This is a genomic window from Rhizobium sp. BR 317, from assembly GCF_047445835.1.
Classification (GTDB): Bacteria; Pseudomonadota; Alphaproteobacteria; order Rhizobiales; family Rhizobiaceae; genus Rhizobium; species Rhizobium paranaense.
The window spans coordinates 186438-199675 of the sequence record NZ_JARWLB010000004.1 but is presented as its reverse complement, the minus strand read 5'-3'; the positions used below and the strand labels follow the sequence as shown (position 1 = coordinate 199675).

Genomic DNA, 13238 nt, shown 5'->3' with positions numbered 1-13238 from the left:
AAACTTATCATTGACGAAACCGTCTAATTGGTATGTTATGTTGGCATGTCTGACGCGCACCACAGAAAGAAGCAGCCTTTGCTCGTCCGCCAGCAGTTGCTGGAGGTTGCTGCACGGCTGGCTTCGGAGAAGGGGATGACGGCGGTGACGCTGGATGCAGTTTCCGGCGCTTCCGGGGTCAGCAAAGGCGGGCTGCTGCACCATTTTCCCAACAAGAATACGCTTCTGGAGGCATTGTTCGATAGTCTGCTCGAGCGCCTGGACGGGGCAATCGAAGAGGCGATGCGCGCCGATCCGTTGCCGCACGGACGTTTTACGCGCGGCTATCTCCGGGCCTGCCTCGCGCTTCGCGATCAGCCGCAGGAAACGAGGGATTGGGCGCAGGTGACGATGGTGCTGCTCAGCGAGCCGCACTTGCGGCAGCGCTGGCGCGATTGGGTGCGCGAACGCAGCGAGGAATATGTCGGCACGGACTCTTCGGCGGATGCCGCGATCGTGCGTCTGGCGACCGATGGGATCTGGCTTGCCGACCTGCTCGGCAGCCATGAGATGGATGAGAGCGCCCGCGAGAAGCTGGTCGACCGGCTCATCGAACTCACGCAGCTTTAAAAATTAAGGAAGACCGTAATGGCGAATGCATCCGTCTATGCGATGCTGCTGGTGGCGATTGTGCTGGAGGTGATTGGCACGACGGCGTTGCAGATGTCGCAGCAGTTTACCCGCCTCGGTCCTTCGATCGTGCTTGTCCTATGTTATGTCGGCGCCTTCTATTTCCTGTCGCTGACGCTGCGTGTCATCCCGGTCGGCATCGCTTATGCCATCTGGAGCGCGCTGGGTATCGTGCTGATCTCTGCCGTCGGCTTGGTGTTTTTTCGCCAGAAGCTGGATTTGGCCGCTATTATCGGCCTCGGACTGATCATCGCCGGGGTGCTCGTGGTCAATCTTTTTTCGAAATCCGTGTCGCATTAGGCTGAAAACCCAATCATATAGTTGATTATATATTGTCTTTCTGATTCAATCTAGCTGTTTGAAGGAGATTGGATCATGGCAGGGGAATTCTGGCTCGATGATTATCAGTGGGCGGCGATTGAGCCGCTGCTGCCGACGAACCAACCCGGAGCGCACCGCACCGACGATCGCCGCGTGATCAGCGGCATCATCCATGTGTTGAAGTCTGGCTGCCGCTGGCAAGACTGCCCGGCCTGTTATGGACCTTCGACGACGATCTATAATCGCTTCCATCGATGGTCGGCCCGCGGTATCTGGCGTCAGCTATTCGATGCTCTGGTCAAGACGGATGACACCGATATTCAGATGATCGACAGCACAACCGCCAAAGTCCACCGCTCGGCTGCAGGTGGAAAAGGGGGGCGGATGCCCAGGCCATCGGGCGCTCGCGAGGCGGCAGAACGACAAAAATCCATGCTGTTGTCGATCGTTGCGGCCGCCCCGTCGCGGTCAAAATAACACCCGGCCAGCGCGGCGACGCTCCCGTCGCCATCAGCCTGCTCGAACCCCTACCGCCCAGTCGTCTCTGCGCTGCCGATACCGCCTATGACAGCAATGCCCTACGGCTTTTCCTCATCCAGCGAGGAACCTGTCCCGTCATTCCCAACAACCCGACCCGTAAACGAATCCAGCCGTTCGATCCCCAGGCCTATAAACGCAGAAACATCATCGAACGCATGTTCTGCCGTCTCAAGGACTGGCGCAGGGTCGCTACGCGCTACGACAAGCTCGCCACAAACTTCGCCGCAACATGCTATATCGCCGCAATCATCATTTGGTGGATCTGATTGCGTCTCGACCCTAGTGCGGGTTACACGCCTTACATTCACAGTTTATATTATGTGACCGAAAACGTTTTCGGTCCGGCGTTTTTGCCTTTGTCAAATCGCTAATGAGGGGCTATGTCTTGCATCAGGATGCCGACAGGAGAGTTGAGCGGCTATTTCTCAAAGCGCTTTGGATCGGCCAACCTATTCAATCGAGTGTGTTTTAGAGGAGCACCGAAATGACCATTCGCACCGTCGTTTGGGGGGAGAATATTCATGAGCAAACCAATAAGGTCGTAGCCGAAATCTATCCGGAAGGCATGCATACGACGATTGCCAAAGCGCTGAATACCGATGCCGGCATAGAGGCGACGACTGCGACGCTGCAGGAGCCGGAGCATGGTCTGAGCGAGGCACGGCTGAAGGACACGGATGTCCTCGTCTGGTGGGGTCATAAGGACCACGGTGCCGTGAAGGACGAAATTGTCGAGCGGGTCGCCAAGCGCGTCTGGGAAGGCATGGGCTTGCTCGTGCTGCATTCCGGCCATTTCTCGAAAATCTTCAAGCGGCTGATGGGCACGCCCTGCGCGTTGAAGTGGCGCGAAGCGGGCGAACGCGAGCGCCTTTGGGTCATCAATCCCCGCCATCCGATCGCCGCCGGTCTTGGCGAGCATTTCGAGCTGGAAAACGAGGAAATGTATGGCGAACAGTTCTCCGTTCCCGAGCCGCTGGAAACGGTGTTCATTTCCTGGTTCCAGGGCGGTGAAGTTTTCCGCTCCGGCATGACCTGGCGTCGCGGCGCGGGCAATATCTTCTATTTTCGTCCCGGCCACGAGACCTATCCGACCTATCACAATGAGACCGTGCAGAAGGTGCTGATCAACGCCGTCAAGTGGGCGCACAATCCGCTCGGCACGCAGACAAGCATTCATGATGCGCCGAATGTCCCGGTCGAAAAGGCGCTGGAGCCGATCGTCGAGCGTGGCCCAAGACTCCACCAGGCCGGCGAAGCCGGTTATCGCTGAGGTACGATATGCGTCTCATAGTTGTTGGCACGGGCGGCATGGCGAAGAACCATGTAGAGCATTTTGCCCGTATTCCAGGAGTCGAGATCGTGGGCGCCGTCGATACGGATGCGACGAGGCTCACGGCCTTCACCGATATGTTCGATATCAAGAAGCGCTTTTCGTCGCTGGACGAAGCGCTGGCCTGGGGCGAGTTCGACGCGGCGACCAATGTCACGCCGGACCGGGCGCATCATCCGACCACCTTGCCGCTGCTTGCTGCCGGCAAGCATGTTCTCTGCGAAAAGCCGCTTGCGGAGAATTACGAAAAGGCACTGGAAATGACGGAGGCGGCGGAGCGCGCCGGCGTCGTCAATATGGTCAACCTCACCTATCGCAATGTCGCGCCGCTGCAGAGGGCACGCGAGATGGTGATATCGGGTGAGATCGGCACAGTGAAGCATGTGGAGGCGTCCTATCTGCAGAGCTGGCTCGTCTCACGGGCTTGGGGCGATTGGCGCAGTGAATCCAAGTGGTTGTGGCGGCTATCGACCGGTCACGGTTCGAACGGCGTGCTCGGCGATATCGGAATCCATATCCTCGATTTCGCTGCCTATGGCGCGGCGACGGATATCGACCATGTCTTTGCCCGGCTGAAGACCTTCAACAAGGCGCCGGACGAGCGCATCGGCGAATATACGCTTGATGCGAACGACAGCTTCTCGATGACGGTCGATTTCGCCAACGGCGCGCTCGGTGTGGTGCATGCGAGCCGCTGGGCAACGGGGCATCTCAACGAGCTGAAGTTGCGCATCTATGGCGAGCGCGGCGGGCTGGAGATCTCCCATAGCCCGTCCGGCTCCGAATTGCGGGCTTGCCTCGGCGACGATACGGAAACGGCGACATGGAAGGTTCTCGAGGTTCCGCCGGTGCCGACCAACTATCAGCGCTTTGCCGAAGCGGTCATGACCGGCAGCCATCAGGACCCGACCTTCCGGCATGCCGCTAACCTGCAGCGGGTGCTCGATCTTGCGATGGTCACAGAGTTGGAAAGACGCGAACTGAAGGTTTAACGGCGCCTCTATTTTGTCTCTGAGGTTTATGCGGCCGCCTTTGGGCGGCCGTTTCTTTTGGAGACAGTAGTATTCCGGGGCATATTTCGCCGGATTTTGGTAAAACAATGATATTGTTGATGATTTTTTGTATATTAGACAAAATAGATATTTAAAATATTCTATAAAATATCGATAATACCAAAAATGTTTCTTGTATTATTTGGAAATCATATCAATAAACTGATTCGGACATAATACTTATGGGTGTTGTGGGTGAAGTGCTTGGATCGGTCGATGAGGCCGAGGTGAGGGGACAATGCGGTTTGATCTCCATGCGCTAGACCGGGCAACGGACGGATTCTTCGGCGCTGCGCTGGATCCGACGCTGTGGCCGGTCGTGCTGGAGAAGGTCTCGGCCGCGACCGGATCCTACGGCGTCAACATCGCGCCGATCGAAGGTCGGTTGCTGAACACCTTCATCGTCACGGAAAGTCTTATTCCCGCGATGGAGAATTATTTCGCGGAAGAGTGGTATAAGCAGGATTTTCGCAGACTGAACGTGCCGATCATGCGACGTGCGGGAGTGATGGTCGAGCAGGATTTTGCGGGGGAGGACGAGTTCAAAACGCTCGACTTCTACCAATCCCAAGAACGTTTCGGCCTGCGTTGGTCGGCAATAGTGGGTTTTTCGTCAGGTGACGATCTCCTGGCTTTTGCCTTGCAGCGGCGGATCAAGGACGGTCCCTACAGTCGAGAAGAAGCAAGAAATTTATATCGCATTCGTCAGAAACTTATGATCACGGCGAGAATTATGCGCGACATATCCGCAAGTGAAGTGAAGGGCATGGCGGCCGCCTTCGAAATGGCCAATGTCGCCTGCGTCTTTTTCGATCGGATGGGTCATGTGACCACCGTCAACGAGAAGATGCGCCGATTGCTCGGTCCTGATCTGCAAATCACCCAGGGGCAAATGCGGCCGGTCCGTAAGGACGACGCAAACGCGTTCGACCGGCAGCTCAAGGCTATATTGGGCGAAGAGAACCTACTGACGATGGCGGAGCCCGATATCTTGCTGCTCAGCCGCAAAGGAAGGCGGCCGCTGATCGTACGCATGCAGCGCCTCGATGGCGATATGCAGGATATCTTCTGTCATTCCTGCGCCTTTGCGACCATCGAGGATCCCGAAGAAAAAGTCCACCAGCGCCCGGCAACGCTAACCAAGCTTTTTGGACTGACCCGCGCCGAAGCGGAAATTGCCCTGATGCTGGCGCAAGGCATGACTTTGCACGACATTGCCGCCCAACGCACCGTCAGCTATCAGACGGCGCGCGCCCATCTGAAATCGATCTACCGCAAGACCGACACGAACCGGCAACCGGAACTGTCCCTGCTGCTGGCAGGAATCAGGATGGGGTGAGACGCGGTCGGGCGAAGCCTGACCGGCATGCGTTACGATTTCTAGCGATCCGTCTCGTACACGCGAATTGCAACCGCTTGACGGAGCGGGGGCGGGGGCGCAGCATTCTTCCATGATCGTGTGAATGCGAGGTCATGGGAGAAGGGGTCATGTCCACCGAAGAAAAGGTTGCAAGCCACTATACGCATGGATCGCTGGGATCGACGATCCTTGGCGCGCTCACGGCCAGCGGCAAGGATATCGATCATCTCAGCACTGACGATCTCGCTGGTGTCGATGAATTCCATCTCGGACGGCGCGAGGCGACGGTGGAGTTCGCAAAGGATCTCGATCTGCTGGATGGCATGCGGCTCATCGACGTCGGATCGGGGCTTGGCGGACCGGCGCGCTATATCGCCAGCGCCTATGGCTGCATCGTCACCGGAGTCGATCTGACCGATGAATTCGTCAATGTCGCCAATGACCTGACGGCGCGCTGCGGCATGGCCATGCAAGTATCCTTCCATCAGGGAAGTGCTCTGGCGCTGCCTCTGGCAGATGAAAGCTTCGATCGCGCCACGTTGATCCATGTCGGCATGAACATCGAGGACAAGGCGGCATTGTTTGCCGAAGTACGGCGGGTGCTGAAGCGTGGTGGCCGGTTCGGTCTCTACGAAATCATGCAGGTCCGCGACGGCACGTTGCCCTATCCGATGCCCTGGGCGATGACGCCGGAGACGAGTTTCGTGTGCAGCCCAATGACCTATCGTCAGTTGCTCAAAGAGGCCGGCTTCACGGTGGAGTTCGAACAGGACCGCAGCGCTCTGGCAATCCGGATGGCGCAGGAGATGCGCGCGAGCGCCGCAAATGGCGGGCAGGGGCTGAGCCTCGGCGCACTGATGGGGCCGAGGGCGGCGGAGCGGATGGGCAATATCAGCACGGCGGTCGGAGGCGGGTTAGTCGCACCGATCGAAATGGTGGCCAAGGCCGGCTGATGGAGTCTCGCCTACTTTGTCCGGATTGACAGGAGCGTTCGCCTGTCTGTATGGAGAATCCAACGGTAATGGATTCTGCCGGGCCATGGTGGCCGAACCGCTGCTCTGAATTTCCAGGGACGCTAATGACTCCTACTCAACACGTCCGATAGGGCGAAGGAGTAGAGTCATGTCTGCAATTCTGTTGTTACCCCTTTCTTGCTCAATGATCATTTTCCCCGAAAGATCCACCGCTGGTCTTCCGGGAGAGGCGAACTGATGTCCGCATCCTTATTTTTTCATCATCGTTTTCAGCAACTGCGCAGCATATTCAAATGGATCGTCCTAGTGGTGCCGATGGCCGCCGTGGTCGGATCGCTCTGCGCGCTGTTTCTCTGGAGCCTCGACCGGGCAACGGCGGCGCGTTTCGATCAGCCCTGGTTGATCTTTCTGATGCCGGTCGCGGGCTTCCTGATGGTGCTGACCTATCAGCGCTTCGGCCGGGGGGCGGAGGGTGGCAACAATCTGATCGTCGAGCAGATCCATGAGCCCGGCGGCGGCGTGCCGCTGCGTATGGCGCCGCTTATCCTCGTCTCGACTGTATTGACGCATCTGGTCGGTGGTTCGGCGGGGCGCGAGGGAACGGCAGTGCAGCTCGGCGGCAGTATTGCCAGCGCCTTTGCCAAGCTTTTCCGTCTCAGCCATGCCGAAGTTCGTATCCTGCTGATGGCCGGCGTTGCTGCCGGTTTCGGCGCGGTGTTCGGTACGCCGATTGCCGGCGCGGTCTTTGCGCTCGAGGTGCTGACCATCGGGCGCATGCAATATGAAGCGTTGATCCCCTCTCTTGCTGCAGCCATTGCGGCCGACTGGACCTGCCATGCCTGGGGCATCGAACATGTTCAGTATCACGTCGCCTATCTTGCCGGCACGCCCGCGAGCACGTTTCATCTCGACCCGCTGCTGCTGGCAAAAGTCGGCGTCGCCGGCGTGCTTTTCGGACTGATGGCACGCTGCTTCAGCGAAATTTCCCATAGGATGTCGGCTCTCTTCAAGAGCATCTGCGCCTACGCGCCGCTGAGGCCGGTCATCGCCAGCGCAGTCCTGATCGGCCTCGTCTATCTGCTCGGCACGCGCGAATATCTGGGCCTCGGTGTCTGGTCGCCCAATATCGGCGATGCGACGATTCCGGGTTTCTTCGATCCGGCGCGTATCGACTACTGGAGCTGGTTTTGGAAGGCTGTCTTCACGATCGTGACGCTCAGCGCCGGCTTCAAGGGTGGCGAGGTGACGCCGCTATTCTTCATCGGTGCCGCACTTGGCAATGCCATTGCCGCCGTTCTCGGCGCGCCGGTCGATCTGTTTGCGGCTCTCGGTTTTGTCGCGGTTTTCGCAGGTGCCACCAATACGCCGCTCGCGTGCATGATCATGGGCATCGAACTCTTCGGCGCAATGCATACGGTCTATCTCGCTGTCGCCTGCTTTCTTGCCTACATCTGCAGCGGTCACACCAGTATCTATCTGTCGCAGCGCATCGGCATCGTGAAGAGTGCTGCCGCTAGTCACATTCCCGTTGACGTCACTCTTCGTCACGTTCGCGATCTCAACGTCAATTCACTCGGGGATATGGTCGGCAAAGTTCGCCGGGCGCCATCACAAACCCAATGGGAAGGCTCGGAGCCATGATCCGTCACGATCTGCTCTGAAAGGCAACGCGACAGGTTGCTGGCCAGGCATTGGAATGCGGTCGTCGCGACAGGACGGCTGAAGGTTTTCTGAAAGCAGATATCGTTGTGTAATTTCTACTAGGGGAGTTCCATGAATTATCTGATCGTCTTCCTTGGCGCCGGATTGGGCGGCGCCTTTCGTCTTGGCGTCAATCAGGCGAGCATCCGCTTGTTTGGTCTCGGCTTTCCCTATGGGACTCTCGTGGTCAATGTCGTCGGCTCATTGATCATGGGCTTGCTGACCGAATATTTCGTTCTCCGCAGTGGCTTGTCGCAGGAGTTGCGGCTCTTTCTGACCACGGGCATCCTCGGCGGCTTCACGACATTCTCGACCTTTTCATTGGATGCCATCGCTCTCTGGGAGCGGGGCCAATGGGCGAGCTCGTTGATCTATATCATGTTTTCCGTTTTCCTGTCATTGGCCGCATTGGTCGCCGGGCTCATGATCATTCGGCTGCTCGGGCAAAGCCAGACGGCATAACTCTGCGCCCGGATGTAAGCTGGAGACGCTTGGCGCGGCTATCGAAAATGTGAAGCTGCCTGCGGCAAAAAGCATTGTTGTCGGCCGTATTTTTGCCGATTCCGCGGTGCAGCATTTCGGGAAATTCGTTGGAATTTCATCGCACAACAAGACGCCGCTCTTGCGAACGGTTCCCCTTGCGAAATTCGACTAACGAACTCATATAATCGCCTATTGTGATCATTGCATAACAGAGGAGTCGCGCGTCGATCAGGGATGAGCCAGGCAAGCGCTGAATTGTCGGACCGTCGCCTCTCCAAGATTTCTACGCAATTTCTCCCGAGACAAGATTTCCTCCCCCAATACAGCCCCTATTAGACAGACATGACGGAGAGCACTTTGAGCGTACCAGCTCCCACAACCACCGAGCCGCGTGCTCCGGAACAAACCTTCGGCACAGCCGGCATCGCACCGATGGACCGGCCCAGCGCAATGACACGCTTTTTCATGGGCATCGTCGCTTGGGCCGAAAGCCTCAACCTGAAATATGCCAAGCTCGGCAATCCGCCGGTCTATGACAATGCGACCTTTCCCTGGGCCGCCGAGATCGAGAAGGACTATCCCGCGATCCGTGCCGAGCTGGAAAAGGTGCTGCTGCGCCAGAGCGAGCTGCCGACCTTCCAGGACATTTCCACCGATGTGAAGACCATTTCGACGGATAGCCGCTGGAAGACCTTCTTCCTTCTCGGTTTCGGCGTGAAGTCCGAACAGAACATCAAAGCCTGCCCGAACACCTGGGCGGCCGTGCAGAAAATTCCGGGTCTGAAAACGGCGATGTTCTCGATCTTCGAGCCGGGTAAACACCTTCCGGCTCATCGCGGCCCCTATAACGGCGTGTTGCGCCTGCATGTGGGTCTCATCGTGCCGGAGCCGAACGATCAGCTCGCGATCCGCGTCGACAGGCAGGTCTGCCACTGGCAGGAAGGCAAGGCGCTGATTTTCGACGACGCCTATGAGCATGAGGCCTGGAACCACACCGACAAGACCCGCGTCGTGCTCTTCGTCGATTTCGTCAAGCCGCTGAAATTCCCGGCCCGCGTGGTCAACTGGGCGCTGATGAACCTGGCGATCTTCACGCCGTTCATCCGCGAAGGCCTCGACAATCACAAGGAATGGGAAAAGAAGTTTTATGCCGAAGCCGAGGCGCTGAGAAACCGCCCGAAGGCATGACGCGTACCGGCATGTAGATCATACGGAAAACCCCGGAATCTCTGAGATTCCGGGGTTTTGTTTTGGCTGAACTGACGTTGTTTACAGCTATTTGATCGTTCGCACGATGGCGGCGCCCGATGTCATGCCGCCGCCGAAGGCGACGAGGCCGAGATTGAGCGGCTCGGGGTGTTCTTTGGCAACGTGCATCATGGCAAGCGGGATGCTTGACGAGCTGGTGTTGCCGTAGGTTTCGATGACGCTGAGCGCCGGCCGGCCACTGCGCTTGGCAATGGTGTCGATGATGCGCTGGTTGGCCTGATGCGGCACCAGAAGATCGAGATTGGCGAGTTCAAGCCCGGCATCGACGCAAGCGTCCTCGATCGAGCGCGACATGGAATGCACGGCTTCGGTGAAGACCGAGCGGCCGTTCATCGAAATGACGCCTTCGTCCGGCAGCGGCACATAGAGAAGGTCACCCGGCTCCGGACGGCCGCTGATGACCGGACGGCTCGCGGCAAACAGCGGATTGCGCGCCATGTCGCGGCTGGTCACGAGACATGCCGTGGCGGCATCGCCGAACAGGATGGCCGTCGAGAAATCGTTCATGTCGAGCAGCGGCGATAGCACTTCCGAAGTGACAATCAGCACCTTGGCGTCGTTCTGCTGGGCGATGAAGTCGTAGGCCTGCTGCAGGGCGTAGAGATAGCCGGAGCAGGCGGCTCCCATGTCATAGGCGGCAAGCGAAGGCCGCACGCCATCTTCGGCAACGGCAACCGCAACACGGCTTGCAAGCGACGGCGTGGCAATATCGGGCGTGCCTGTCGCTGCGATGACGAGGTCCATGTCATGGATCGTCATATTGGTCTGGCGCAAGAGATCGCGGACAGCCTTGGTCGCGAGGCTCAACGTGCCTTCGTCGGGGCCAATCCAGAAGCGGCTCTTGATGCCGGTCAGCGCAAAAATTTCCTCGGCGCGCCGGTTCGGCCAGTTATGGATGATGTCTTCGTTGCTGACGCGGCGGGCGCCGGTCGCAAAACCCATGCCGCTGACGGCAATTTCGGAGAAGTTGCCGGAATGACGGCGGAGCGCCGGGATCGAATGGGATTTCAGCCGCCGGAGCACGAACTTATTATGGGCTTCCGAGGCAAGCGCGAAATTGCGTTCGCTGAGGTCACGGTCGGCGTCGACGGTCAAAAGCGCGCTGTCGGTGGCGATCTGATCGCCGATCTTGGCGAAAACTTCCTGAACAACGCCGCCGATATTGGCGCAGATTTCGACCGAAGCCTTGGTTGCTTCGACCACGGCGACGAGCTGGCCGACTTCGATCGTATCGCCGGGCTTGACCAGCATATCGGTCACCAGCACGCTTTCATCGGCAGGGCCGGAGCCGATGGCCTTGATGGCTGCAGTCGGGCCGGACTTGTCTTCCTCATGCCAGGTAACCTCGCATTCGAGAACCTCGGCCATCAGATCGACCAGCTTGCTGTAGGATGGCAGCGTTTCCAACTGATTGCGGAAATTAAACGGCACATGCGCATCCGAACGGGCGAGCCGGCGGACGACGACCGGTACGTCGGTCTTCTCGGTGACGGTCGCGACGATTTCGGCGCCCATGCCGACCGTGCGATTGTCCTCATGCACGACGATCAGGCGCCTGGTGCGCTTGGCGCTCGCAAGCACTTCCTTCTCGTCCCAGGGCGAGATCGAGCGGAGGTCGATGACTTCAACCGAAAATCCCTGGGCTTCGAAGGCACTCGCCGCCTTGGCACAGAGCGAAACGGTGTTGCCGTAGGTGACCAGCGTCAGGTCGCGGCCGCGGGCGACGTAACGTGAGAGGCCGGGGCGGACGAAATGCTTATCGAGATCGGTGGATGTGCGACCGTCGGAATTGTTGAGCACGGCCTTTGGGTAGAGGAAAACGGTCGGGCGGCGTGACTCGAAGGCTGCGTTGAGCAGGCCAGCGGCATCGCCGGCGCTGGAGGGCATGACGACGTCGATACCGGGCGTGTGCGCCAGCATGCTCTCGAAGCTTTGCGCATGGAACGGTCCGAGGCCCGGCTTGTAGCCGCCACAGCTCACCATGAGGATGACGGGTGATTCCCAGGCGCCCTGGGTGCGCCAGAACATGCTGCCCATTTCCGAGACGATCTGGTTATAGGCGAGCGGCAGGAAATCGGCGAATTGCAGGAAAGCAACCGGGCGCTGACCGGCAAGCGCACGGCCGACCGCGGTGCCGACAATGGTGGATTCGCTGAGCGCCGCATTGTGCACCCGTTCGGGATATTTCGTGCTGAGACCGCGGGTGACGCCGAAGACGTCGCCCTTGGGGTCTTCGATATCCTGGCCGAAAAGGACGACATCCGGATTGTCGGCAAGCTGCTTGTCGAGCACGCCGTTCAGCGCCTCGCGCATGGTCAGCGTGGCGGCACTCTTGCCGCCGCGATATTCAGTCGTCTTGTCGAACGAAGCCGGGTAGGGCGCCTTCGCTTCCGGCTCGACATGCGGCGCATCTTCCTTGCGGGCAAGGGCTGCTTCCGCCTGCACCTCGGCGGTCAGATCTTTCTCGATCTGTTCCAGTGCGGCAGCGTCGACACCCGCTTCCAGCAGAGCGGCACGCAGATTGACGAGCGGATCGCGGACGGAGCCGGTCTCGATCTCTTCCTGGGTGCGATAGGTCTTCTGGTCATCGGCATTGGTATGGTCGGATAGGCGCTCGACATTGACAATTACGAGGCTCGGCGTGCGGTTGTTGCGGCTGTGGCGGACAGCTTTACGGAAAGCTTCGCGCGACGCCTGCAGATCATCGCCATCGGCACGGATGATATCGAGACCGTAGAAAGAAGAGGCGGGTCCGTTTGGCAGATCGAAGAAGGTCTGCTTGGTGGTGCGCGTCGAGATGGAGAAACTATTGTCTTCGACGATGAAGACGACGGGATATTGGCTGCGCACGGCTTCAGCCACGGCTTCGACAAATTCGCCCTGCTGCGTAGTGCCGTCACCGAGGCAGCAAATGGCGATCGGCATGCCGGACTTGTGTTTCAGCGCCGCGCCGACGCCGACGGCATGCAGTGCATTGTTGCCGACGGGGCCGACGATCGAGGTGATGTTGAGAGCGCGGGAGGAAAGATGCGCGCTCATCTGTCGGCCGGCGGAATGAGAATTGGCTGTGGCGAGAAGACTGGAGAAAAACTCACGAATGGGCATGCCGCGCGCCAGCATCAAAGCTTTGTCGCGATAATGCAGATGCAACCAATCGTCATCATGGAGGAATTCGTTGAGCAGCGCCGTCGACTCATGTCCGGCACCGGAAACGTGAAAATGTGCTATGCCTTGCTTGATGAATTCTCGTTCAAGCCGGTCTATTTCACGCGATGTGAAAAATATTCTATGAAGTTGCTTGAGATGATCTGGGGTAAATCTCCCTTCCATTTCAATGATTTTCCTAATCTGTCATGACCATCAATTTGCGTCGGATAGGTACCCCCGTGTGGTATCTTTTTCAATACACGTTAAATGACAATATCTTCTCGGTTTGAAATAGGTTTCCGAGCACTGGTTGCATCCTGGAATTTTACGGCGACGGTTTCGACCAAAAAAGTCTACGCCTCCCGCCATCGCTGGCGCGGTGAGCATCGCGG

10 protein-coding genes and 1 pseudogene are annotated in these 13238 nt (G+C 58.4%); 10 read left to right on the top strand and 1 reads right to left on the bottom strand.

Annotated elements, in window-relative coordinates; all coding sequences use genetic code 11:
* The first annotated feature begins 45 nt into the window (after positions 1-45).
* The 10 genes and pseudogenes from QD357_RS08345 to QD357_RS08300 all read left to right on the top strand — a co-directional run bounded on the left by QD357_RS08345 (position 46) and on the right by QD357_RS08300 (position 9618).
* On the top strand, positions 46-609 hold the full coding sequence (locus QD357_RS08345) for a TetR/AcrR family transcriptional regulator (RefSeq protein ID WP_107108911.1): 564 nt from the start codon (positions 46-48) through the stop codon (positions 607-609).
* Between the two features lie 18 nt (positions 610-627).
* The gene (locus QD357_RS08340; RefSeq protein WP_107108910.1) at positions 628-969 is read left to right on the top strand and encodes an SMR family transporter; all 342 of its coding nucleotides are present in this window, start codon (positions 628-630) and stop codon (positions 967-969) included.
* 75 nt (positions 970-1044) lie between these two features.
* A pseudogene (locus tag QD357_RS08335) lies at positions 1045-1730 on the top strand (IS5 family transposase); the annotation flags it as partial.
* 284 nt (positions 1731-2014) lie between these two features.
* On the top strand, positions 2015-2800 hold the full coding sequence (locus QD357_RS08330) for a ThuA domain-containing protein (RefSeq protein WP_107108909.1): 786 nt from the start codon (positions 2015-2017) through the stop codon (positions 2798-2800).
* Positions 2801-2808: 8 nt separating this feature from the next.
* The gene (locus tag QD357_RS08325) at positions 2809-3852 is read left to right on the top strand and encodes a Gfo/Idh/MocA family protein (protein ID WP_107108908.1); all 1044 of its coding nucleotides are present in this window, start codon (positions 2809-2811) and stop codon (positions 3850-3852) included.
* Positions 3853-4150: 298 nt separating this feature from the next.
* Positions 4151-5251 (top strand): helix-turn-helix transcriptional regulator, encoded by a 1101-nt coding sequence (locus QD357_RS08320; RefSeq protein WP_107108907.1) that lies wholly within the window; start codon positions 4151-4153, stop codon positions 5249-5251.
* A gap of 149 nt (positions 5252-5400) precedes the next feature.
* Positions 5401-6225 (top strand): class I SAM-dependent methyltransferase, encoded by an 825-nt coding sequence (locus tag QD357_RS08315; RefSeq protein WP_107108906.1) that lies wholly within the window; start codon positions 5401-5403, stop codon positions 6223-6225.
* 258 nt (positions 6226-6483) lie between these two features.
* Positions 6484-7887, top strand: a complete 1404-nt coding sequence (locus tag QD357_RS08310; protein WP_107108905.1) for a voltage-gated chloride channel family protein — start codon at positions 6484-6486, stop codon at positions 7885-7887.
* 132 nt (positions 7888-8019) lie between these two features.
* Positions 8020-8409 (top strand): fluoride efflux transporter CrcB, encoded by a 390-nt coding sequence (gene crcB, locus QD357_RS08305; RefSeq protein WP_107108904.1) that lies wholly within the window; start codon positions 8020-8022, stop codon positions 8407-8409.
* A gap of 363 nt (positions 8410-8772) precedes the next feature.
* Complete coding sequence (locus tag QD357_RS08300; RefSeq protein ID WP_107108903.1) at positions 8773-9618, top strand: aspartyl/asparaginyl beta-hydroxylase domain-containing protein; 846 nt, start codon at positions 8773-8775, stop codon at positions 9616-9618.
* A gap of 87 nt (positions 9619-9705) precedes the next feature.
* On the opposite strand, the gene QD357_RS08295 is transcribed toward QD357_RS08300, so the two are convergent.
* The gene (locus QD357_RS08295; RefSeq protein WP_107108902.1) at positions 9706-13029 is read right to left on the bottom strand and encodes a thiamine pyrophosphate-dependent enzyme; all 3324 of its coding nucleotides are present in this window, start codon (positions 13027-13029) and stop codon (positions 9706-9708) included.
* Positions 13030-13238 lie beyond the last annotated feature (209 nt).